Source organism: Thermoanaerobacter thermocopriae JCM 7501, assembly GCF_001310975.1.
Taxonomy (GTDB): domain Bacteria; phylum Bacillota; class Thermoanaerobacteria; order Thermoanaerobacterales; family Thermoanaerobacteraceae; genus Thermoanaerobacter; species Thermoanaerobacter thermocopriae.
Genome location: NZ_BAZY01000007.1, coordinates 78,145 through 102,438 on the forward strand (window position 1 = coordinate 78,145; position 24,294 = coordinate 102,438).

Annotated in this window: 22 protein-coding genes and 7 pseudogenes; all 29 read right to left on the bottom strand. The window is 33.3% G+C overall.

The window, feature by feature from the left end; genetic code table 11:
- Window positions 1-25 precede the first annotated feature (25 nt).
- Entirely contained in the window at window positions 26-1,270 is a 1,245-nt protein-coding gene (locus JCM7501_RS04625; protein WP_028991936.1) for a glutamate-5-semialdehyde dehydrogenase, read from the bottom strand.
- The gene (gene proB, locus JCM7501_RS04630; RefSeq protein WP_028991937.1) at window positions 1,260-2,378 is read right to left on the bottom strand and encodes a glutamate 5-kinase; all 1,119 of its coding nucleotides are present in this window, start codon (window positions 2,376-2,378) and stop codon (window positions 1,260-1,262) included. The genes JCM7501_RS04625 and proB overlap by 11 nt, the downstream gene beginning before the upstream one ends.
- A complete protein-coding gene (locus JCM7501_RS04635; protein ID WP_028991938.1) occupies window positions 2,375-3,253 on the bottom strand; it encodes a TIM barrel protein in 879 nt (292 codons plus the stop codon). The genes proB and JCM7501_RS04635 overlap by 4 nt, the downstream gene beginning before the upstream one ends.
- Window positions 3,250-3,765: a shikimate kinase gene (locus JCM7501_RS04640; RefSeq protein ID WP_028991939.1), complete on the bottom strand. Its 516-nt coding sequence runs from the start codon at window positions 3,763-3,765 to the stop codon at window positions 3,250-3,252. Before JCM7501_RS04640 ends, JCM7501_RS04635 begins: the two co-directional genes overlap by 4 nt.
- A 13-nt stretch (window positions 3,766-3,778) precedes the next feature.
- Window positions 3,779-4,534, bottom strand: a complete 756-nt coding sequence (locus JCM7501_RS04645; RefSeq protein ID WP_028991940.1) for a type IV pilus inner membrane component PilO — start codon at window positions 4,532-4,534, stop codon at window positions 3,779-3,781.
- Window positions 4,535-5,068, bottom strand: coding sequence for a PilN domain-containing protein (locus tag JCM7501_RS04650; protein WP_028991941.1), 534 nt, complete (start codon window positions 5,066-5,068; stop codon window positions 4,535-4,537). It lies immediately after the preceding gene.
- Window position 5,069: 1 nt separating this feature from the next.
- Window positions 5,070-6,029 (bottom strand): type IV pilus assembly protein PilM, encoded by a 960-nt coding sequence (pilM, locus tag JCM7501_RS04655; RefSeq protein ID WP_028991942.1) that lies wholly within the window; start codon window positions 6,027-6,029, stop codon window positions 5,070-5,072.
- Window positions 6,030-6,039: 10 nt separating this feature from the next.
- Window positions 6,040-6,300 carry a late competence development ComFB family protein gene (locus JCM7501_RS04660; RefSeq protein WP_028991943.1) on the bottom strand — a complete coding sequence of 87 codons (261 nt, stop codon included), beginning with the start codon at window positions 6,298-6,300 and terminating at the stop codon, window positions 6,040-6,042.
- 14 nt (window positions 6,301-6,314) lie between these two features.
- Complete coding sequence (locus JCM7501_RS04665) at window positions 6,315-6,848, bottom strand: pilus assembly PilX N-terminal domain-containing protein (protein ID WP_028991944.1); 534 nt, start codon at window positions 6,846-6,848, stop codon at window positions 6,315-6,317.
- Entirely contained in the window at window positions 6,838-7,347 is a 510-nt protein-coding gene (locus JCM7501_RS04670) for a PilW family protein (RefSeq protein WP_028991945.1), read from the bottom strand. The genes JCM7501_RS04665 and JCM7501_RS04670 overlap by 11 nt, the downstream gene beginning before the upstream one ends.
- A pseudogene (locus tag JCM7501_RS04675) lies at window positions 7,338-8,017 on the bottom strand (type IV pilus modification PilV family protein). The gene JCM7501_RS04670 and the pseudogene JCM7501_RS04675 overlap by 10 nt, the downstream one beginning before the upstream one ends.
- A gap of 10 nt (window positions 8,018-8,027) precedes the next feature.
- Complete coding sequence (locus tag JCM7501_RS04680) at window positions 8,028-8,486, bottom strand: prepilin-type N-terminal cleavage/methylation domain-containing protein (protein ID WP_028991947.1); 459 nt, start codon at window positions 8,484-8,486, stop codon at window positions 8,028-8,030.
- A 4-nt stretch (window positions 8,487-8,490) separates the two neighbouring features.
- Window positions 8,491-9,248, bottom strand: a pseudogene (locus JCM7501_RS04685) (prepilin peptidase).
- Window positions 9,249-9,306: 58 nt separating this feature from the next.
- Window positions 9,307-9,630, bottom strand: a complete 324-nt coding sequence (locus JCM7501_RS04690; RefSeq protein ID WP_028991949.1) for a competence type IV pilus major pilin ComGC — start codon at window positions 9,628-9,630, stop codon at window positions 9,307-9,309.
- 24 nt (window positions 9,631-9,654) lie between these two features.
- Window positions 9,655-10,866 (bottom strand): type II secretion system F family protein, encoded by a 1,212-nt coding sequence (locus JCM7501_RS04695; RefSeq protein WP_028991950.1) that lies wholly within the window; start codon window positions 10,864-10,866, stop codon window positions 9,655-9,657.
- Between the two features lie 10 nt (window positions 10,867-10,876).
- A pseudogene (locus JCM7501_RS04700) lies at window positions 10,877-11,925 on the bottom strand (type IV pilus twitching motility protein PilT).
- A 5-nt stretch (window positions 11,926-11,930) separates the two neighbouring features.
- Window positions 11,931-13,608 (bottom strand): annotated as a pseudogene (gspE, locus tag JCM7501_RS04705) (type II secretion system ATPase GspE).
- A gap of 111 nt (window positions 13,609-13,719) precedes the next feature.
- Entirely contained in the window at window positions 13,720-14,574 is an 855-nt protein-coding gene (gene aroE / locus JCM7501_RS04710) for a shikimate dehydrogenase (RefSeq protein ID WP_028991951.1), read from the bottom strand.
- Window positions 14,564-15,064: a YqeG family HAD IIIA-type phosphatase gene (locus tag JCM7501_RS04715; RefSeq protein ID WP_012995120.1), complete on the bottom strand. Its 501-nt coding sequence runs from the start codon at window positions 15,062-15,064 to the stop codon at window positions 14,564-14,566. The genes aroE and JCM7501_RS04715 overlap by 11 nt, the downstream gene beginning before the upstream one ends.
- Window positions 15,065-15,127: 63 nt before the next feature.
- Window positions 15,128-15,823: an RNA polymerase sporulation sigma factor SigK gene (gene sigK, locus JCM7501_RS04720; RefSeq protein WP_013150253.1), complete on the bottom strand. Its 696-nt coding sequence runs from the start codon at window positions 15,821-15,823 to the stop codon at window positions 15,128-15,130.
- A gap of 68 nt (window positions 15,824-15,891) precedes the next feature.
- Window positions 15,892-17,498 (bottom strand): annotated as a pseudogene (locus tag JCM7501_RS04725) (peptidoglycan D,D-transpeptidase FtsI family protein).
- A gap of 53 nt (window positions 17,499-17,551) precedes the next feature.
- Window positions 17,552-18,779: pseudogene (locus tag JCM7501_RS04730) on the bottom strand (peptidase U32 family protein).
- 2 nt (window positions 18,780-18,781) lie between these two features.
- Window positions 18,782-19,420: an O-methyltransferase gene (locus tag JCM7501_RS04735; RefSeq protein WP_028991953.1), complete on the bottom strand. Its 639-nt coding sequence runs from the start codon at window positions 19,418-19,420 to the stop codon at window positions 18,782-18,784.
- A 12-nt stretch (window positions 19,421-19,432) separates the two neighbouring features.
- Window positions 19,433-20,487: pseudogene (gene mltG / locus JCM7501_RS04740) on the bottom strand (endolytic transglycosylase MltG).
- Between the two features lie 81 nt (window positions 20,488-20,568).
- A complete protein-coding gene (locus JCM7501_RS04745; RefSeq protein ID WP_028991955.1) occupies window positions 20,569-21,039 on the bottom strand; it encodes a QueT transporter family protein in 471 nt (156 codons plus the stop codon).
- Entirely contained in the window at window positions 21,040-21,369 is a 330-nt protein-coding gene (locus JCM7501_RS04750; RefSeq protein WP_012995113.1) for a YlbF family regulator, read from the bottom strand.
- 18 nt (window positions 21,370-21,387) lie between these two features.
- Window positions 21,388-23,052 carry a ribonuclease J gene (locus JCM7501_RS04755; RefSeq protein WP_012995112.1) on the bottom strand — a complete coding sequence of 555 codons (1,665 nt, stop codon included), beginning with the start codon at window positions 23,050-23,052 and terminating at the stop codon, window positions 21,388-21,390.
- A gap of 203 nt (window positions 23,053-23,255) precedes the next feature.
- Window positions 23,256-23,696 (bottom strand): Fur family transcriptional regulator, encoded by a 441-nt coding sequence (locus JCM7501_RS04760; protein ID WP_012995111.1) that lies wholly within the window; start codon window positions 23,694-23,696, stop codon window positions 23,256-23,258.
- A 218-nt stretch (window positions 23,697-23,914) separates the two neighbouring features.
- Complete coding sequence (locus JCM7501_RS04765; protein WP_012995110.1) at window positions 23,915-24,199, bottom strand: DUF1292 domain-containing protein; 285 nt, start codon at window positions 24,197-24,199, stop codon at window positions 23,915-23,917.
- Between the last annotated feature and the right edge of the window lie 95 nt (window positions 24,200-24,294).

The following is a 24,294-nucleotide window of genomic DNA, read 5'->3' on the forward strand; positions in this document are numbered from 1 at the left end:
TCACCTCACTTTACTATAATATATCTTATCCCCTAATTTGTCCACTACCTAAAATTACATATTTATAGGTGGTAAGCTCCTCAAGTCCCATTGGCCCTCTCGCATGCATTTTTTGTGTACTTATTCCTATTTCTGCCCCGAAACCAAATTCTCCTCCATCTGTAAAGCGAGTAGAAGCATTTACATACACAGCAGCCGAATCTACACATTTTAAAAACATCATAGCATTTTCATAATTTTCTGTAATAATGGCTTCAGAATGACCCCTGGAATACTTTGAAATATGGTCTAAAGCTTCATCTATGCTATTCACAACTTTTACAGCCAGTATAAGGTCTAAGTATTCTGTTTCCCAATCCTTATCTGTAGCTTCTTTAACTTGAGGACATATTTGTTTTGTAATTTGACATCCTCTTATTTCTACTCCCAAAGAGGTCAATTCTTCTACCATTAAAGGTAAAAATTCTTTTGCAATAGATTTGTGAACCAAAACTGTCTCTACTGCATTACATACCCCTGGCCTTTGAACTTTTGCATTCACAATGATGTCTTTCGCCATATTAAACTTAGCTGTTTCATCTACAAAAATATGGCAATTGCCTACTCCTGTCTCTATCACAGGAACTGTAGAATTTTCAATGACATTTTTTATAAGACTTGCTCCCCCTCGAGGAATAATGAGGTCAATTAAACCATTTAACTTCATCATGCGGTTTACTTCCTCTCTATCAGTATTCTCTATAAGTTGTATTGCCCCTTCAGGAATTCCAGCTTCGTAAGCAGCCTTGGCAAGAATAGAAGAAATTGCTATGTTGGAATTGATCGCGTCACTTCCTCCCCTTAAAATTACCGCATTCCCCGATTTCAAGCAAAGGCCTGCCGCATCAGCCGTCACATTTGGTCGAGATTCATAAATTATCCCTATTACCCCAATTGGCACTCTCATTTTGCCAATTTGAAGTCCATTTGGTCTCTTCCACATCTTTTCTATACTGCCCACGGGATCAGGAAAAGTAGAAATTTCTCTTAATCCTTTTGCCATAGCTTCAATTCTTTTTTCATCAAGTTTTAATCTATCTATAAGAGAAGCTTTTATATTCCTCTTTTCAGCCTCTAAAACATCCTTTTTATTAGCTTCGAGTATCTTTCCTATATCTTTTATTAAAGCATCTGCCATGTGATTCAAAGCCAAATTTTTTGTATTTTCATCCACAACAGCCATTTTTCTAGCCGCAGCTTTTGCCTGCTTCGCCTTCACTTCAACTTCCATACTTCTCACCTCTTGCAAGTATTACAAGATTATCTCTATGGATTACTTCATCATAATACTTATAACCTAGTATTTTTTCTATATTATAAGTTTTACAGCCTTTTATTTTTTCAACTTCTTCTGAAGAATAATTAATAAGTCCTCTGGCAATTTCTTTTTCTTGATGGTCAAACACTACAACACAGTCTCCTACATCATAATCTCCTTCAGTCTTTACAACTCCACTTGGCAATAGGCTTTTCCCATGCTTTACAATTGCTTTCGCTGCGCCTTCATCAATAAAAAGTCTCCCACTCACTTTCGCATTAAAAGCAATCCAAACTTTCCTGCTACTTATTGGCTTTTTCATAGGCAAAAATGTAGTACCAATTTTCTCGCCATTTGTTATCCGGTTTAATACATTGTCAATTTTCCCGTTCGCTATAATCATCTTAACTCCTGAATTCCAACATATTTTCGCTGCTTGAATTTTTGTATACATCCCCCCCGTCCCTCTTTTTGTCCCAGCACTACCAGCAATTTTAAACAATTCCTCTGAAAACTCTTCTACGACTTCTATAATTTTTGCATCTTTGTAAATTCGTGGGTCTTTATCATAAAGCCCATCGATGTCAGTTAAAATTATTAAAAGGTCAGCCTCAACTAAACTAGCAAGCAACGCCGCTAAAGTGTCGTTATCTCCAATTTTAATTTCCTCAGCAGTTACTGTATCATTTTCATTTATTATTGGCACAACGCCCCATCTTAGTAGGTTTGACAAGGTATAACTGACATTCAAATATCTTTTTCTGTCGCTAAAATCTTCCTTAGTCAAAAGAACTTGCGCGGTAATTTTTCCATATTCATTAAAAAACTTTTCATAAATTTCGATTAAAAGCCCTTGCCCTATAGCCGCTAAAGATTGTTTTTCTGGAATGGTTTTAGGTTTTTCCTTTAAATTTAATTTTCCCATACCTGCCCCAATTGCTCCAGAGGTTACTAATATTACATTTTCTCCCCTATTTAATAAATTAGCGATTTGTCTTACTAACTTTTCCATTATTTCTAAATTCAATTTACCATTTTCATAAGTCAAAGTGCTTGTGCCAACTTTTACTACAATTCTCATATTTCCGACATCCTTTTGGCAACATTTAAATATATCTTTTTAAGTTTTAAAGCATCTTCTGCCATAGTTCCTCTCGATTCACATATAACAATGGGCTGCATCTTTCTTTCATAGAAAAGCTGTGCCAAAGGCTCAAATTCTGGCCCGTATTGAGTGTCAGCTAGTGTCCAATGCCTTTTTTCTCCCTGATCTGTATATTCAATTCTACTAAAATGGACGTGTATTCTTTTTAACCTTTCCTTTCCCAAAGATTTTTCAATAACGTCTAAAACTTCGGCATAATCATCTATAGTCTTGAATCTTCCCCTGTCTCTGGCATGTAAATGGGCAAAATCTATTGTTGGAATAATTCTTTCATCCACATTGCAAAGTTCCATTACTTCCTCTAAAGTACCCAATTGGTTTTTCTTTCCCATTGTCTCTGGACATATGGTTACATCGGTGAGTTCTTTATCCTCCATCTCTTTTAAAATTTCCTTTAAAAGTTTTTTTGCTCTTTCTAAAGCCTCTTTTCTCCCCCCTTCTGTTCCCGAACCAGGATGAAAAGTTACCCTTTTAGCCCCCATCCATTTTCCTGCAATTAAACTATCTATTAAATATCTTTTGGAATTCTCCATTTTGGTTTTATCCGTAGTAGCTAAGTTTATGTAATAAGGAGCATGAACAGTAATAGTTATATTAAACTTTTCTGCTCTTTCTTTCAGCTCTTTAGCCATTTTTTCGCTAATTTTTACTCCCCTTGAAAAAGAATATTCATACGCATCAAGTCCCATGTTATGGAGCCATTCAGGCATCTCTAGAGAAGACTTATGCCCTTCTTTGTAGAACCTATCAGAATTCCCAGAAGGTCCAAATTTTATTGTCAATCCCCTCATCCTTTCTTAAGTCTAATGTAAGCTTTTATAACCTCATCTGCTACTTCATCTATAGTCATATCAGAGACATCAATAGTGTAGTCGGCAAACCTATAAAAATGCTCTCTTTCTTTTAGAAGCTGTCTTATTTTCTCTTCTGGATTATCCACCATAAGAAGAGGCCTCTCTTTATTCTTTCCTATATTTCTCATTATAATTTCTGGCCTTGCTTTAAGGCAAATAACTATACCATTTTTTCTTAATTGTACAACATTTGAAGGGTTTAATACAACTCCTCCCCCCGTAGCTATGACAAAATTTTTTAATCGGGCTGCTTTTTTAACTGCCATTTTTTCTAATTTTCTAAAATATTCTTCTCCATATTTTTCAAAAATATCTGAAACAGTCATATTTGCCATTTTTTCAATCATTTTATCCGTATCTATAAAACCAAAGGACATAGTGGTAGCTACTTTTTTGCCAACAGTAGTTTTCCCGGTAGCCATAAAACCCGTTAAAACGATGTTTTTCATGAATATTTCCTCCCTAAGGCAATGAAGGTATTTTCTCTTTTAAAACTTTTTCTATAGTATCAGTTATTACCTTATTCACATCTATGTTTTGAGGAGATTGAGAAGCAGAAGGCTGTTCTACATTATTTGATTGTTCACTTCTGGTATCATCATACAGAGACTTGAAAGGGTCACTTTTACCTTTTAAAAAATCTATCGGTATTGAAGCACCACCACTGTCTTTCATTGAATAAATAAAAACTTGAAGAGTCAAAAGAAGATTTTTCTGATTTGTATCTTTTTCAATATAGAAACTTTGAATGTTACAAAGTCTCTTAGAATTTTGTATTTCTTTCAGAAAAGCTATAATCTCATCATAATTACCTGAAACAGTAATATTTACAGGTATTGTTACAAAATCTTCTTTTTTTCTATTATTAGTTTCATCTTGAGGTTGATCTGGGTTTCCAAAAGCTAAGCTTTTTGTCTTTACACCTGTATCATTGACCATTTGTTGTAAATTAAAAAGAAAAATTTCTATATCCCTCTCCTCTGGTAAAATCATGCTTAATTCCTTTAGTTGAGTTTGTTGCTTTTTTAAACCTTCTTTTAAACTTTTATTGTTTAAAGCAGCTACTTGTTCTAAAATTTGTTTTTTACTTTTTAATTCAACTGATAAATTTTGTATTTCTAAAATTTTGGGAGCTAAATAATATTGATAATAAAGCGCTAAAAATCCAAGTACAATAGCAAAATAAATTAATACTCTTTCTCTCTTGGTAAGCCTCATCTACGATACCACCTTGATTTTTACATGCAAAATATATTTTAAAAGGCCTCTATCAGTCAAATCTATAGATTCTATTTTCACGTCTTCTACATAATTTAGACCTCTAAGATTAAGCATAAAAGCTGCAATATCAGATTCTGAAAATGCTTCTCCATCTATTTCTAAAATATTATTTTCATACTTCAAAACGTCAATAGAGACTTTCTCAGGTATATTTAAGGCTAAATTCTCCAACATATTTATTGCATCCAGTTTCTGGCTTTGTAATTTTTTAATTATGCTTCTCTTCTTATCTATGTAAAGAGATAAATCTTTTACATTTTGCTGCAACTGTGAAATGTTTTTAAACTTGCCTAATTCATTATTTACGTATTTTAAATCTTGATACAATTCATTGATATACACCATTGGAAAGGCTATTAAGGCAAAAATAATGGTAATTAAAGCAAATACAAAAAAAAGGTAGGATATTTGCTTTTTTCTTCGTATTTTTTGTTCTTTTAGTTCAGCTGGTATGAGGTTTATATCCTTCAATTTACTCCCCCCTTAAAAGGCATCCATAAACAGGTAAAAAGTATAAATAATCTTCTATTTCTGGCACAAAAGCAGGTATCCTAAAATAATTTTCCACGTATTCTCTCAACCCGAAAAGTTTAGAAGTACCGCCTATCATGATAATCTTTTGTATATTTTTATGATATGTAGCATAATAAAAGTCAAATACCCTGCTTAACTGTTGAAACAATTCCGAAAAGGAGAAGAGTATAGTTTCTTCTATGTCTTTATAGCTTTCTTCACCAATAATTTTTTTTGCCCTTTTATATTCTTCTGCTGCTTGAAAATCTATATTAAAGGCATTTGCAATTATTTGTGTAATTTTATTTCCACCAAACTCTATGCTCCTACTAAAAATGTAATTTCCGTTATCAATCACCATCACGTTGGTAACAACTGCCCCTATATCTACAACTGACACTATTCCCTCAGCTAAATTCACCTTTTTACAAGCTTTATAAATTGAATTGCTATAAATATCAATGGCTTCTAATTTTAATTTTAACATCTCTGCTAATTTAACATATTTTTCTATTATATCTTTAGGAGACGAAGCAATTAGCACTCTAATCATTTTGTCTTTTTCCGCAATATTAGGTAAATATCTATAATCTATTACATAACTTTCAGTGTCAGGAATGTATTGCTCAATCTCATAGTATAAGGCCTTTTCGACTTCCTCTTCTTTCATTAATGGCAATTCTAAATCCCTTATTATATTATTTGAGCTGGAAATAGTAAAACACACTTGCTTTTCTTTGGCATTATTCCTTTTCAAAGTCTCATTAATTACATCTGCCAATGAATTTATATCAATAATTTTACCATTAGTTATCACATTAGAAGGCGTATTTATCATTAACCTTTTACCAAAAAATTTATTGTTTTTTTCTGCAATTAATAATTTTGTATTAAAATTCCCTATTTCAATTCCAAGCATTTTTTACCTCCTAATGGCGCTTATTGTTGTTTACCTTAATAGCAGCCATTGTTATAGCCTTTATTATGTCTACCTCAAATTGCCTTACCAACTCATTTGTCTTTACATACAGTTCTCCTTCTTCTGATACAACATATTTTGGAGGCAAATTGTTAAGTGCTAAAGCCTTTATGTCCATCCTACATCGTAAGCATTTACAAACGTCTAAATCTTTCAAAACCTCATCCATCATTTGCTCAACAGCGTCTTCCATGTAATTTTTAAGATGCATAAAAAACCCTCTCCTTATTTTATTTCCCACTTAGAAACAGTAAGTGGACTTAGTGACTCTAAGTTTATAATTAATTGAGCATATCCTTCTTTTTTAAAATTTCTATATTCCCCTTCGGCGTATATGTGTATAGTATAAGTCATTCTAACATAATTACTATCTAAACTAATACTTTTTACAGTATATTTCTGGCCATTATCACCTAAATACCATGTTTGAGGATATTTACTAAACACATTTTCTTGAAGGTATGAAGCTATATCTCTATAGATATCTTGTGTCAAAACTTCATTTGAAACTTTGCCCGCATTTGCATTAATTTTTGTCCTTGCTATATTCGACAAAGTATTTAATAAATCAGAGTTAAACTCACTCTTTGCCTTTTCTAATCCTGCTTCAGCAGCGTATGTAGCTGATATGGAATTAGCATATGCGTAAGAAATTTTGTAATTTGTAATAGTTATTTCTAAGATTGCTACAGCTAAAACCGAGAGAATCAAAATTACCATTAAAGTAAAAATTAAGGCAGAACCTCTTTCACTTAACATTTATATCACTCTTTCTTAAAAAAACCTCTGTAGAAAGAGAAAACCTGTTGGAACCCTTATCATCACTTTGCCCAGTTATTTCAATATTCACCATATTGCTATTTTTTGTAGTCACCTTAAAATCATAAATATTAACAGCTAATTGAAGCTTACTCCCTCTGCTGTCTGTATCAGATTCTTTGATATGAATATAAAGAATAGGACTTTCTAGAGTTATTTTATAATCGCGATACCCTTCTTTAGTTAATACCTTTTTTATAGACAGACCACAGCCATTATCAATAATCTCAACTTCAGAAGGCCCTTTTTCTAACAAGGACACTATATAATTCATTGCAATCCTAACATTTTGCTCTACATCTACATTATTCTGGGTGCTTACAAAAGATTTATATCCTGAATAATACAGCAAAGAGTAAACTCCTATTACCACTCCGAGTATTGCCAATGTCACAATAAGTTCAATGAGGGTAAATCCTTCTTCTTGTTTTACCACCATTTTAACCACCATGGAATCTTAACGCCGGCAATTTCTGAAGCTTTTGTCCCTATTTCTTTTAAACTAGTAACATCCTCTTTTACCATGTTAACAACCGTGTTTGCAATAGTCAAAATTTTTGTTTTGGTAAACTCATTCCAACCTAACGTGACTACCACGAAGCCTAAAAATAAAGCAGTCCATGTTGCAATTATTACTATTGTTATCAGTCTACTACATGCTTTATTACATCGTTACTACCACTACCATCTCCACTATGGTCTTCTTCAGAAGGTATTTCTACTGAAACATAAGAAGTAATTTCCGTTTTAGGCGCCATAACATAAAGGATATACATAGGAGTGTTTGAACCAATTTTTCCTACTTTGATTTGATACTGAGAAAGATCTCCTATAGAAGTTTTTCGTTCTACATAAGTTAAAAAGCCTTCCTTTTCAAAGTCATCTACTATTTGGGCTAAATCTGAATTATCTTTTACAATCCCCGATTTTATATTTTCTGCAATTGTTTGCGCAATAGTAGCTTCTTTTGTCTTTACCTTAGAATTAGCAGAAGTAACAGCAGATTGACTAAAAATGCCCAAAAGAGGTATTGCCATTATTGCAAATATAGCTATTGAGACAAGTACTTCTACTAAAGTCATACCTTTATTGTCCTTTAAAATCTTCATAAAATCACTCCTAATAGTTTTTCCCACTTATCATAATGCGCCCTGTAACGACTGCTACACTTATGTAAATTTCGCTTCCCTTATCATTTTTTAAAGTTATTGTACAAGCTCCAATAGGAGTTCCCATCTGATTAAAGTATATTTCTACTTTTCCGCCATCTTTTTTACTTATTTTGATTCCTTTAGGCAAATTTTTTGTCTTAATATTTTTATTGTCATTATATCTGTTTATGTAGTATCCTGTATTATCTGATTTGCTTTTAAAATATAAAATTTCGCCTTCAAAAATACTTTTTTGCTGTATGTATCTTAAGTCATTTACAACCTCATGGGCAATAAGAGTAAGCCTTACATTTGACCTTGTCGTATCAAAAAAGTTAGAGGAAGGAATAACTATAAGAACTATAACGGATAAAATAGCTAAAACCGTCACCAGTTCTATTAAAGTTAACCCTTCTTCTTTTTTCATAAGCTTAGCCTCTTATGAGTTTTAAATAGTAATTTAAAATCTCATATCCGTATAAGATTGAAATAAGCCATCCTAAAGACAGATAAGGTGCAAAAGGTATGTAGTCCTTTCTGCTCTTTATCTTAAAAAGTACAAGTAAAACACCTGCCAAAGCTCCCAACACAACACCCAGCAACAAATTTAAAAGCACAAGCTTCCATCCTATAAAAAAGCCTATAAGAGCCATTAATTTTACATCCCCTCCCCCCATTTCCCTCCTGAGAGAAGAGAGATGAGAAGAAGTACTCCCCCACCCAATAAAAATCCCAGAATATAGTCTAAAAAGCCATAACTATACATAAGTAGTCTAAAAATTAAAGCGCCTATAAATCCAGCTATTATTATGCTATTGGGTATGATTTTATGTTCCGAATCTATAAAACTTGCTGAAATCAGCACAGAAGAAAGAAACATGTAAGAAAAAGCCTTCACGTCCAACCCAAATTTAGAGTAAATTATTACAAATACAATTCCTGTAAGCAGCTCCACAACAGGGTATCTTATTGAAATTTTTTCTCCACAGTACCTGCATCTTCCTTTAAGTAAAATATAACTCAATATTGGTATTAAATCAATACCATTTAATTCATGACCACATCTGGGACAATGGGAGGAAGGGTATATTATGGACTCTTTTCTGGGAACTCTATATATGACTACATTTAAAAAACTTCCTATAATTGTGCCGAATAGAAATATGAGTATGTAAATTAGCATTTTCATGATTAAAATTGCCTCCTAAAAAATAGTAAGGAGGGCACAAAAATGTGCCCGTGGGGTGTTATTTTTTTATATATACCTTATGATTACTATCCAACTCAAATGTTCCACCTTGCTGTGGAGTTGGTATTTTGTCAATATAGTCTGGAACAAGATCATTCAACTCTGAAGGATACGTCCCTTTCTCAACATAATATCGCTCCACTGCGTTTTGTAATATCTTTATATTTGCCTCATCAGCATTAGTTTTCGCATTTGACAATGACGTTGTCACTCTCGGCACAGCGATTGCTGCCAGTATCCCTAAAATTGCAATGACAACAATCAATTCAATTAGTGTAAAACCTCTCTCATCCTTGTTTAATGCTTTTACAAACCATTCCATCCTTTTTCACCCCCTTTCCCAATATCACTGACCTATGAAATTGTATAATTGGAACAGCGGCATGACAATTGAAATAACTATAAATCCTACCACTGTCGCCAGCATAACAATTATTAATGGCTCTAGAAGAGTTGTCATTTGTGAGACAGCTGTATCCACTTCTCCGTCATAAAAATCAGCAGTTTTATTTAATATGCTGTCCAATGAACCTGAACTTTCACCAATACTTATCATCTGAATCACCATTGGCGGGAAAATGCCAATTCTTTTTAAAGGTTCTGAAAGGGGTAAGCCTTTTTTTATATCCTCTTGAGCTTTCCCAAGACCTTCTGCTACTACTGTATTACCCACAACTTTTTCTACTACTTCCATTGCCTTCATAAGCGGTACACCAGCACTTATCAATGTTCCTAAAGTCCTTGTAAACCTGGAAATTAAAATCTTTTTGTTTAGAGGGCCAAAGATTGGCATGTTTAAAAGCATTCTGTCATAAATGCGCCTTCCTTCAGGTGTCTTCAAAAAACTCGAAATCGAATAAGAAATCACCAAAATTACTCCTGTGTAAAAGTACCAATATTGAGATATAGAACTGCTTATAGCAATTAGTATTCGAGTGGGAAGAGGCAACTGGACTCCAGCATTTTTGAACAAACCTACAAAAATAGGTAAAACATTTGTCAAAAGAAAAATAACAACTAATACTGCAACAAAAGATACAATCACAGGGTAAGTCAAAGCAGATTTCACTTTTTGATTTAATTCATTCTCTTTCTCATAGTGGTCTGCCATTTCATTCATAACTTTATCCAAAGTTCCACTTACTTCCCCTACTTCTACCATATTGTACAAAAGCACAGGAAAAACATCTCCCTGTTTTTTCATCGCATCAGATAGAGACTTTCCTTTTTGAACTTCTTCATAGACTTCTCTTAATGCATTTTTTAATCTTTTATTCTCCACCTGTTCTTTCATAGTAGCCAAAGCAGTCACTATAGGAATGCCTGCATTTATCAAGGTAGCAAACTGTCTACAAAAAACAGCAATATCCTTTATCTTTACCCTTTTAAAAGACCCAAAATCTAATATGTCCTGTTTTACAATTTCTTCTTTTATATCAATTATATAATAATTTTTTTGCTTTAAAACGTCAATGCACTGAGATTTAGAATCAACCTCTAAAGTTCCCACAATGAGATTTCCTGCCATATCCCTCGCCCTGTAAGCGTATAACGGCATATAACCACCTCTATATCATGCGAGAAAAATTCTCTTTGTCTACGCAATAGGTCAAAGCATCCTCTAATGATATAACTCCTGTTTTTAACAAGTGTAAAATAGACATATCCATTGTCATCATGCCAAACTTGCTGCCTGTTTGAACTACCGATTGTATCTGAAAAGTTTTACCTTCTCTTATAAGATTTCTTATAGCAGGAGTAGCAATCATAACTTCTGTTGCAACTACTCTACCGCTGTTATCTTTTTTGGGAATAAGTTGCTGCGAAATAATGCCTTCCAACACATTAGAAAGCTGTATCTTTATCTGTTGCTGCTGGTGAGGTGGGAAAACATCGATAATCCTGTCAATAGTCTTAACGGCTCCTATTGTGTGAAGAGTCGACAAAACCAAGTGTCCTGTCTCAGCAGCAGTTATGGCAATTTGAATGGTTTCTAAATCCTCATTTCTCCAACTAGTATAACATCTGGATCTTCTCTTAAGGCAGCTCTTAAAGCAGAAGCGAAAGATACCGCATCATGACCAATTTCCCTTTGATTTACTATGCTTTTGTTGTGTTTATGTAAATATTCTATAGGATCTTCAAGGGTAAGAATATGGCAAGTCCTTTTAGAATTTATCCAATCTACCATTGAAGCTAACGTGGTAGATTTGCCGCTGCCAGTAGGTCCTGTCACCAGTATAAGCCCTCTTGTCTTTAAAGCCAAGTCCTTAAGAATTGTAGGAAGCCCCAATTCTTCTATGGAAGGAATCTGCAAAGCTACTGACCTTATTGCAAGGCTATAGCTTCCCCTCTGTTTGTATACATTTATTCTAAACCTTCCTAATCCTGCAGCTGAATAAGACAAGTCAATATCTCCATTTTGCTCTAGTTTTTGCAATTGATCACTTGTCAATAAATCTTTAACTATTTCTTCTGTTTGCTCAGGAGTAAAAGGTTCATCTTCTACTTTTTCTAAATAGCCATTAATTCTAAGAACCGGAGGTACTCCCACCGTTATATGTAAATCAGAAGCTTTTTTTTCAACTACTAATTTTAACAGTTCTTTTGTATCCATATGCCTCAGCCCTCATAAGTTAGTCTTAACATTTCATCAATTGTGGTTTTTCCTTCTAATACAAATTTTTTGGCGCTTTCTCTTAAAGTTTTCATTCCATTTTTCACCGCTTGTTCTTTAATTACATCAGAAGAAGCTTTAGCGTTTATAAGTTCTCTGATGTTAGAAGTAACAGTCAGTATCTCATATATGGGAATTCTTCCTCTATACCCTGTCTTATTGCAAACAGGACATCCCCTTCCTCTGTATAAAGTAAAGTCTTTCTTTTCCTCTACTCCCAATATTTTTTTTCTCGCTCTCTGAAGCTTTATAAGAAATTTTACAATTATCGCATATCTTTCTCGCTAGTCTTTGGGCTATAACTCCAACCACAGCAGAAGAAACAAGATAAGGTTCTATACCCATATCAATAAGCCTTGTCATTGCTCCTGCTGCATCATTTGTGTGCAAAGTAGAAAGAACCAAATGCCCCGTTATCGCAGAACGAATAGCTATCTCTGCAGTCTCTGTATCCCTAATTTCTCCAATCATTATTACGTCTGGATCTTGTCTTAAAATAGACCGAAGAGCAGTAGCAAAAGTAAGACCTGCTTTTTCATTAACCTGCACCTGATTTATTCCTTCTATAGAATACTCCACAGGGTCTTCCACAGTTATTATATTTACATTAGGTTTGTTGAGTTCTTTTAACATGGCATACAAAGTAGTGGTTTTGCCACTACCTGTAGGTCCAGTTAAAAGCACAATACCATAAGGTCTTTTTATTAGTTTATCAAAAAGCACTAAATCCTCTTTATCAAAACCTAACTGTTCCTTTGTCATCACGAAATTTTCTTTATCCAAAAGCCTTAAAACCAATTTTTCGCCAAAAACAGTAGGCAAAGATGAAACCCTTACATCTATATTTTTTTCGTTTGAAACAAACTCAAATCTTCCATCCTGTGGAAGTCTTCTTTCTGCAATATTCATGTTTGCCATTATTTTTACCCTCGTCACAACAGGTGCATGAGTGCTTTTTATAGTTCTCATAGCTTCTGTCAATTGACCATCTATCCTAAATCGAATCCGCAGATCTTTTTCTGTAGGTTCAAAGTGAATATCTGAAGCTCTATTTTTTATTGCCTGTTCAATTATAGAATTTACAAAGCGGACAGCAGGCGCGTTTTGCACTTCCTCAAGTATTTCACTTGGTAGCTCATTTGAAGCTTCACTTTGGAATTCCTTTTTAAAATCCTGTACTGCTTTCTCTGCCTGTTCTTTCCCGTATATTCTATCGATAGCTTTTAGAATGCTACTTTCAGAAGCAATTAACGGTTTTACATTTTGCTTTGTAATAATTTTCACATCGTCAATAGCAAAAATATTTAGAGGGTCTGCCATTGCTACCAATATACCATCTTTATCTTTTTTTATAGGAATAATAGTATGTCTTTTAGCAACAGCTTCGGGAATTAATTTTGCCACCTCTGGGTCAATATAATATTTGTGCAAATCAACATGGGGAATACCCAATTGAAACTCCAAAGCTTCTAGTATTTGGCTTTCTGTAACATACCCCGATTTAATAAGAACTTTTCCTAATTTTTCTCCTGTTTTACTCTGAACTTCTATTGCGTGTTTCAGTTGTTCTTCTGTTATAAGCCCTGCCTCAACCAAAAGTTCTCCCAGCTTTTTCCTGACCATAAAATATACCTCCAAAAATAATAAAGCCGACATAAAGCCGGTTGCACCATTCAATCCATGAGGCGTAAAGTGCCACCTATAGCCTCACTTCATCTCTCTTTATAAAATATTCTACAAATTATTCGTAATTCCTTCTTTTAAACGCCTGTATACTAAATTTTTGTCGAAAAATCCCCCCGTCCATAATTTAAAAGAATAATTAGCCTGATTTACCAACATAGAAAGTCCATTAGAATACTTTATTCCATTTCTTTTAGCATATTTTAAAAAAACAGTTTCAAAAGGATTATATATAACATCATAGACAAATTTAGCCCGTGAAACCACTTTTTCGCAAACAGGTGAATCTTCAACATTAGGATACATTCCTACACTTGTAGTGTTAACAAGTATGTCCATTTCAGGTATTTTCTCTACTTCATTTATACTGCAGTAATTACACGAAACCTTAAATTCCCTTTTAATATATTCTGACAATTCTTTTGCCTTTTCAACATTTCTATTGGCAATTACTATTTCATTTATTTTTTCTAAAGCTAGGGCAACACAAACTGCTTTAGACGCTCCTCCAGCTCCTAACACAACAGCTTTTTTACCTTTAATTTTTTCTTCTACTTCTGTCAATGAATCTATAAAGCCGTAAACGTCCGTATTATATCCTTTTAATATTCCTTCTTCATTGACTAAAGTATTGACTGCGCCAATTTTAAGTGCTTCTTCTGAAACCACATCTAAGTATTTAATTATTTTTTCTTTATGAGGAATAGTCACATTAACCCCTTTTATTCCCAAAGCTTTTATTCCTTTTACTGCATCTTCAAGCTTTTCTGGAAAAACATCAAAAACAGTGTAGACATAATTTAAATTTAAAGATTTAAAAGCGTAGTTATGTATTAAAGGTGATAAACTATGTTCCACAGGATGACCTATAAGACCAAACAATTTAGTCTTTGAATTAATTTCCATATCTTTCAACCCTTTTAAGTACATGTTGTTCTGCTTTTCTCATCAGTTTAGTCCATCCTAATTCGTCTTTTGATAAAGGCTTAACCAAAATAGTATATAAGCCCGCTCTTTTTCCTCCAAGAATATCTGTAAATATTTGGTCCCCTATTAAAGCAGTCTCATTAGGCTTAGCATCTAAAATCTTTAAAGCCTTTTTAAAAGCTCCTTTTCTCGGTTTAATAGCCCAAGCTATTCCAGGTACACCAACCTTTTCTTTAAATTCATTCACTCTTCTTTTAGTGTTATTTGAAATGAGGCAAATTTTAAACCCCTCTTTTTTTACTTTTTCAAGCCATTCAATAGTCATTTTGTCGGGAAATTTTGATTTTTGAGGTACTAAAGTGTTGTCAATATCTAAGACAAGACTGGTAATTCTTTTTTCTTTTAAAAAGTCTAAATTGATATCATAGATATTTTCCACGATAATATCAGGAATTAACTTTTTATACATATCTTCACCTCATTTAGTTAAAATTATATAATAAAAAAAAATAAACTGTCAATACAAACAGTTTTACATAGTAAGCTCTTTAAAAAGCTTATTTAAAGCCCTTTTCTCAATCCTTGAAACATATGACCGAGATATACCCAGCATCTTTGCTATTTCTCTTTGTGTTCTCACTTTACCATTATATAACCCGTACCTCATTTCTATAATTAACTTTTCTCTATTTTTTAAAACGTTGTTCATTTTGTTGTATAACTTTTTAATTTGAATTTTTTTCTCTACCTGTTCGGATATTTCATTTTCTTCTGTGCCGAGGACATCCATTAAAGATATTTCATTGCCTTCTTTATCAACACCAATAGGATCCTGTAAAAAAACCTCTCCTTTCATCTTTTTTTCCGCACGTATAGACATAAGTATTTCATTTTCTATACATCTGGCTGCATATGTGGCAAGATGTGTACCTTTAGAGGAATCAAAAGTAGAAATTGCTTTTATAAGCCCTATTGTCCCAATAGATATTAAATCATCTATATCTTTACCTGTTCCACTGTACTTTTTAACAACATGAGCTACTAACCTCAAGTTTCTTTCTATCAAAATATTTCTAGCTTCCTCGTCTCCGTTTTTATAAGCTTCTAGATATTTCTTTTCTTCTTCTGGAGTAAGTGGATTGGGAAAAGAGTTGGTGTTTGTCAAGTAGCCAAGATTTAAGATTTCCTTTACAATTGAAGCCAAAATTGCAACAACAACTTCCCACATCGCTGCCACCCCCTTTTTTAACATTACACATCTATTATATGTGTTTTATTTAAAATGGTGCACGTACATCAATATTTCATTATTTCCTCCGCTATTTCTTTAAAAAGAGGGGCAGCTTTAGTTCCTCCAGTATCTCCATTTTTTACAAAAATCGAAATTGCATATTTAGGTTCATCAAAAGGAACAAAACCTGTAAACCAAGCATGGTATATATTTAGTTCTTTACTGACTTCTGCGGAACCTGTCTTACCAGCACTGCCATAAATAGTCTCCGCCCTTTTCCCCGTCCCTTCTGGATCAATAACCACTTGTCTCATCATTTCTTTTAAAATTTTGGCGTTGTTTTTGCTTATCACCCTGTAAGACTTTTTCTGTGATAATTTTTTAATTTCTTTTCCATTTTCATCAACTATTGCAGTTACTAAACGCGGTATATTTCTAACTCCATCATTAGCTATTGTGGCTACAACATCGGCTGCTTGAAGAGGAGTAATCAGCACATCCCCTTGCCCTATTGACAAATTACCTATTCCGGCTCCGTAAGTATCAGATAGTGTAGGTAATTTCCCTATCTGCTCAGGTATTGGCAGGCTGTCATCACTTTCAATTCCAAATTTTCTCGCCATCTCTAAAATATTTTTGGCTCCTGTTATTTGCCCAATTTTTATAAAAGTAGTATTGCAGGAAACTGCAAAGCCCTTTACCATGTTTATTACTCCATGACTCTCTCTTTTGTAATCGTGAAATACTACCCCATTTATATCATACCCGCCACTGCAATAAAAAGTATCTTGCAAATCTACTTTATCATATTCTAATGCTGCAGAAGCTACTACAATTTTAAAAATAGAACCAGGAGGATATTGAGAGACAGCCTTGTTTATAAATTCTTCATTAGAGCTATTTAAATAAGCTTGAATATTATTTTGGTCAAAATTAGGTCTACTTGCCATTGCAAGTATATCACCTGTTTTTATATCTATTACCACTGCAGCTCCATCTACCTTATTCTTGTCAAGAACATCCTCTACTGTTTTTTGTATATGATAATCTAATGTAGTTTTTATCCCCAAAACTTCTTTTTCAGAAGTTTTTAACCTTACTCCCAATCCTTTTATATAATCTGTATTATTCCCATCTGTAAATACTGCAATGCTGTCTTCATTTTTGCTATTTAGAATTCCATCAAAAGTATCTTCTAAACCCATTTTTTTATCTCCTACATATCCTATTACATGCCTTGCTAAAGAATTTTGCGAATACCTTTGTGACAATGCTAACTTAAAAATCCCTGCAGGCAATTTGCCATTTAAATTAACCTTAACCTCGTATTTCACATAATCCTTTTCACTTTGAAGGGTCTCTAACACATTCTCATAATTTACCGCAGCAATTTCACTTATAATTTTTGCCGCTTTTTCTTTGTCAGTCAACATTTTAGGTATAGCAAATATATATTCTTTGTATTCTCTATTTGTAAAAGGAATCATATTTCTGTCGTAAATTTCTCCTCTTTTTTCAGAAATCTTAAAACTTCTAATTTTTTGTTCCACCGCTTTTGAGAATAAAAATCTCCTTTGATTACTTGTATGTAAAAAAGTCTAAAAATCAAAGTTACCATTAATATTGACAAAGCCATTCTCAAAAAAACAATCCTATAATTTCTTTTTTCCATAAAAACTTTGCTCCTTTCAGGAAAAAGTATTCCCAAAAGGAGCAGATTTTAAGCTAATTTTTAATATTTTTAATTTCTCTTCGCAGAATAAAAAAACTCTTCTACAGGATATTTTACTGGAATTTTCACTATCATTTGAGGATGGGGGGCTACTTCAATCTCATTTCCTTTCTCGTCCCACATTTTTTCAATTTGCTGCTCAAACTGTACTTTAGGGCCTATAATTTCAATTTTGTCACCTACAAACATCCTATTCCTTTGCTCTACAACAGCAATTTTACTATCTGGGTCATATCTTTTTACAATCCCTACAAAATCATAAGTCCTTATATATTTTGAAGACTCATAATTTTGAGCCTCATGGCCTGGTTTGCCAAAATAAAACCCTGTAGTAAATCCTCTGTGACTCGCTTTAGAAACCTCTTCGAGAAGTTTTTTGTCAAAAACATAATCTTTTCCTTTTTCAAGGTAATCGTCAATTGCCTTTCTATACGCTCTTGTGACTACAGCTACATAATAGGCACTTTTATTTCTTCCCTCAATTTTAAAGCTTTTAACTCCAGCCTCCACAAGTTCTGGGAGGTACTCTATCATGCATAGGTCTTTAGAATTCAGAATATAGGTTCCTCTTTCATCTTCAAAAATGGGCATATACTCTCCTGGCCTTTTTTCTTCCACAAGATAATATTTCCACCGGCAAGGTTGTGCACACTCTCCTTTATTAGAATCCCTTCCTGTAAGGTAATTGCTTAAAAGGCACCTTCCTGAGTAAGAAATACACATAGCTCCGTGGACAAATGCCTCTAATTCCAAAGTTTTTGGCGTCTTCTCTCTAATCTCTTTTATCTCTTTTAAGGAAAGCTCTCTTGCCAAAATTATTCTTTTCGCACCTAAATTATGCCAAAACAGAGCGCTTTTATAATTCACATTATTTGCTTGTGTACTTATATGAACATCTACTTCAGGTGCTACTTCTTTTACAATAGAAAAAATCCCTAGATCGGAAAGAATAATAGCATCTATGCCAAGGTCAACGACTGATTTAATATATTCAGGTAATCCTTCCAAATCCTCATTGTGGGGAAAGATATTTATAGTAATATAAGCTTTTTTTCCATTCTTCCTCACATACCTTATTGCTTCTTTTATCTCATCAAGTGTCAAACCAACAGAAGCTCTTAAACTATAGTGTTTCCCTCCAAAGTATACTGCATCCGCTCCATAATTTATTGCTATTTTTAATCTTTCCAAATCTCCAACTGGTGCCAAAAGTTCCAGCATAATTATTCCTCCTTAAAACTTACCGCTAATCCATCTCCTAAAGGCAAAATTACTGTGTACAAAGTTTTATCTTGATGCAATATTTCTATAAATTCTCTCATTCTGTAAACAATCGTCCTTCTTTTATGCTTTACATTTTTCTCATTTACAACATATCCTTTGTACAAAATATTGTCCCATAAGACTACGCCCTCTTTGCTTAAAAGTCTTTTTACTTCTTTGTAAAACTCTATATACTGACCTTTCGCTGCATCTACAAATATCAAATCATAGTTTTTAGTCAAATTCGGAAAAACCTGCTGTGCTTCTCCACAAATAAGTTCTATTCTATCTTCTACTTTTGCTTTTTTAAAATTTTCTTTAGCTATCTCAGCCAAATTTATATTTCTTTCAATAGTGACTATTCTAACTTTAGAACAAGCTTTCGCCATTATTATAGTAGAATAGCCAATCGCAGTTCCTATCTCTAATATATTATTAGGCTTTTTTAGCCTCACAATAAAACTTAAAAAATCAGCGACTTCCGGTTTTGCAATTGGAATAAAATTTTCTTTCGCGTATTTTTCTATCTCATTTAAAGGATAACCAAATTTATGAACCGTCTCTCTTATAAATTTTATATCATTTACAGTTAATTCCATAACTCAACCCTTTCATTTAACATTATTATTTTCACTTGCTTCAATTTCTCTTTGGGCTTTTAAATGGTCTTCATAAGTTACACTGAAAATATGAGACCCATCTTTTTTTGCAACATAATAGTAAAAGTCATGCTCAGCTGGAAAAAGAGCTGCTTTAATAGATTTAAGTCCAGGATTGCAAATAGGACCTATAGGAAGTCCATAATGTTGGTAGGTATTGTAAGGGGAATCTACTTCTAAATCCTTGTACAAAAGCTTATCTTTGTGTTTTCCTAACGCATACTGCACAGTTGCATCTATTTGTAGTTTCATATGTTTTTCCAAACGATTGTATATAACACCTGCAATTAAAGGCCTGTCCTTATCTACCACAGCTTCTTTTTCTATCATAGAAGCTATTATTACAATCTGATCGGGAGTCATTCCTATATTTTTTGCAATATCTTTTATATTACTATTATAAACCTCTTGAAATCTTTTAAGCATGATATTTATTATTTCTTTTTCGTCAGCCTCTATAGGTATTTGATAGGTATCGGGAAAAAGATACCCTTCTAATCTGTTTGGTCTATCTTTAGGCACGTCTTTTAAAAAATCGTAGTTAAAAGTATCATTCTGGAAATTTCCAAAAATTTATCTTTATTTACAAGACCTAATTGGGATAATTTATTAGCAATATCTTTAACAGTATAACCCTCAGGAATAGTTACTTTTATTGTATCTTTTTGAGCTTTGCCTTCAAATATTTTTTTGATTATGTCATCAGGAGTCATGTTAGGACTTAAAAGGTATTTTCCTGCTTGTAATTTTCCATCAGCACCTAAAACTTTTGCTCGCCATATAAAAAACCACTCATTTTTAATTAAGTTATTCTTTTTTAACACTTTGGCTATTTCAACAGTAGAATATCCTTTTGGAATATTTACAATCTTTAAAGTTGCATCACTTTTGGTAGTTACTGGTTGTAAAAGGCTTTGGTAGTACACAAGAGCAGAGAAAATGAAAAAAAGTATAACAACTACTACCACAGCAAATTTACTTTTTCTTTTGTATTCGACATTGTTCATTACATTTCTTCTCCTTTGTAGGTTTACCTAAATTATATAATTAATTAAAAATAAAACAAGTAGCTTTTCGCTTACCTGTTTTTATAAAGAATACTTATCTTTTAATCTTTTGTATACTGTAATCACTACATACCCAAATACACCTGTTACAATAGCTTCGCTTAAAGCAATATACAAAGCTACAAGATAATAAGGCATTTTTGTAAAATAACTTACCCATATTGAAACACTAAGAGCGTTTAATATTATAGGAGGCAATATAGCTTTGTAAAAAGTTTTAGCCTTTGATGTAAGGTAGGCAGCAGCCAATGTAACTAAACTTCCCCCTAAAATATCAATAAGTCCAAAGGGGCTTCCTATATTAGCTAATAAACATCCTAAAAAAACCCCCCATATCGCTGCCGGTTCTACCATGGGTAATACAACTAATGCTTCAGATATTCTAAATTGAATAGGTCCATAAGAAAAGTTTCCTAAAAGAATAGTCACCACAAAGTAAATAGCTGCAATAACTCCTGCTTTTACAATGTAACCAGTATCTATCTTTTTCATTTAATTCATCTCCATTGGTTCTGTAATTATTTTTAATATATCATTCATCATTTTGCTAAAAGTGTATTCTAAAGACAAGTAAGAACTTATATCAGGATTAAGGTTCAATATCTCCCACAGCTTTTCTAAAACTTCTTTTTCTTTAGGCTCCACTTTTTCACCTGATAACTCTTTAGCTTGGATTTCTAGTTGCTTTTTTTTAAAATCCTCCAGCATCTTCTTGTTTTGCTCATTTTCATTTATTTTTCGATACGCCTCTTTTAAAGCTTTGTACTCTGGCAACTGTTTTATAGCATTAGCCAGTTCATAAGCTTTATCGTAGACATTCATGTTTTAAGCTCCTCCTGACTAAATTTCCATTATGATTGGTAATATCATAGGATTTCTCTTCGTTTTTTCATATAAAAAACTACTTAAATTGTCTTTTATCATCGATTTGATAGTAGCCCATTCACTAATTTCCTCTTTTTCACACTTTGACAATACATCTCTTACAATATTTTTGGAATCCTCCATTAAATCTTCAGATTCTCTTACATATACAAATCCTCTGGAAATTATGTCGGGCCCCGCTATAATTCCTCCCGTTTCTTTAGAAATAGTAACCACTACTACTAACAAGCCATCTTGAGCTAAATGTTTTCTATCTCTTAAAACAATATTACCTACATCCCCAACCCCCAAGCCATCTACTAACACTTTCCCTGCTGTAACTGTACCTGCAATTCTTCCGGAATTTCTGGTAAACTCTAATACTGTCCCATTATCTACTACAAAAATATTTTGAGGAGGCATTCCTAAAGATTCTGCAAGCTTAGCATGTTGAACTAAATGTCTGTATTCCCCGTGAACAGGGATAAAAAATTTGGGTTTTATTAATGTGTGAAGTAGTTTAATCTCTTCTTGACAAGCATGCCCCGATACGTGTATATCTGCCAATGTTTCATAAATTACATCAGCCCCTTTTTTAAATAATTGGTTGATAACGCGAGAAATAAGTTTCTCATTCCCTGGAATAGCAGAAGCAGAAATAATCACTGTATCTCCTGGTACAATCTCTAGTTTTTTATGTTCAGAAGAAGCCATTCTGGTAAGAGCTGACATAGGTTCACCTTGGCTGCCTGTCGTTATAATGACAACTTTATCATATGGTAATTTATTGGCTTCATCAATATCAACTAAAAGGCCATCAGGAACTATTAAATACCCTAATTCCATCGCTACATTGACTACATTTAACATGCTTCTACCTGAAATAGCAACCTTTCTTCCGTACTTGTGAGCAGAATTTATAATCTGCTGCACTCTGTGGATATTAGAAGCAAAAGTCGCCACTATAATTCGCCGTTCTGCTTTTCTAAAAAGATTATCAAAAGTCTCTCCTACTGTCCTTTCTGACATGGTATAGCCCGGTCTTTCAATATTGGTACTATCGCATAACATCACAAGTACCCCTTTTTCCCCCAACTGGGCAAAGCGGTGTAAGTCTGGTACTTCTCCTCCTATAGGGGTAAAGTCTATTTTGAAATCACCTGAGTGGAAAACCGTCCCAACAGCAGTATGAATAGCTAAAGCCGCAGAATCTGCAATGCTATGAGAAGTCCTTATAAACTCAACTTTAAACTGGCCAATTTCGATGATCTCTCTTGGCTTTACAGTTATTAATTTACTATCTTTTAAAAGGCCCTGCTCCTTTAACTTATATTCTACCAAACCTATAGTCAAACGGGTTCCATACACTGGAACATTAAGTTGTTTTAAGACATAGGGAAGTGCCCCAATATGGTCTTCGTGACCATGAGTTAATATAATTGCTTTCACTTTTTCTCTATTTTTCAATAAATAAGTAATGTCGGGAATAACAAGGTCTATTCCCAACATTTCATCATCTGGAAAAGCAAGGCCACAATCCACAACTATAATGTCATTCCCGAATTCAAAAACCGTCATGTTTTTGCCGATCTCATTCAATCCGCCCAACGGTATTATTTTGAGTTTTGCCTTGTGTGCCAAATACTTATCTCCTTTCATTAGATATTTTTAGCTTTTATTTTACCAGAAACAACAAAAACACTTACCCGTACCTTACCCTAGTTAATATAAATTATACTTTATTTAAAAAAATACTTCAACCCTGAGAAGGTAAATTGTCCGTTCAAGAATTTGTAGGCTTACGGACCAAATTAGCCCTCGGCATTGAACCCCGGCTCCTAAAGTTAACTATAACTTTTCCTGCATTTGCTACAATAACCAAAGAATTTAACGTTGTGGTCTATTATTTCAAAATCTTTAGTTTCTTCTATAGCCTTTTCCAACTCCTCCAAAAGGTCTCCTTCCATTTCTATAACTGCTCCACATTTTAAACAAATCAAATGATGATGCTGATGGTTTTCATTATGATTAAGCTCGTATCGATTTCGACCATCGTCAAAATTTAATTTATAAACAATATCTAATTCTTCAAATACCTGAAGAGTCCTATAAACAGTGGCAAGACCTATTTCAGGATATTTTAACCTTACCAAGTCATATATTTCCTCAGAGGAAAGATGTTTATCCCGATTTTCTAAAATCACATCCAATATAGCGCGCCTTTGAGTTGTCAACTTATATCCCTTATCTTTTAATCTTTCTTTGAATTTTTCAATTTCATTCATCTATATCACCGCCAAATAACATAACTAATATTAGTTTATGATATTCATTTTCAATTGTCAACCACTTTTTTTGATTTTTTAGCAAAATCGAATTTTCATAGTAGATAAAGATATTTCAATTGAGAATCTAGTTTGCTTTTTACACCCAATTTGGGGAATATATAAAATTAAGATATACCAAAACGGTATATCTTAATCTAATTTCACTCTAATTTATTTTACTCTTCCTCATCAAACCCATCATCATAATACTCTTCATATTCTTCCATCAGCTCATTGTATGCTTCGACAGCATCATTGAACTCATCATCGTCTTCAATTCCTACAAAGATATCATTGCCATTTTCATCTTGTTCCACTCTCAAAATATAAGCATCTTCCCCATCGCTATCCACAGGGACTACCACAGCATACCTGGTGTCGTCAAGGTCAAATGATGCTATAAGTTCGAAGTCTACTTCATGGCCATGTTCGTCGATTAACTGAATGATTTCTGGCTCCATACTATTTCACCTCAATTCTACTTCAAGATAATGTAATTGTATAACATACCAAATAAACTGTCAAGTTTTTAATAAAAATTTATTTATTTTATAAA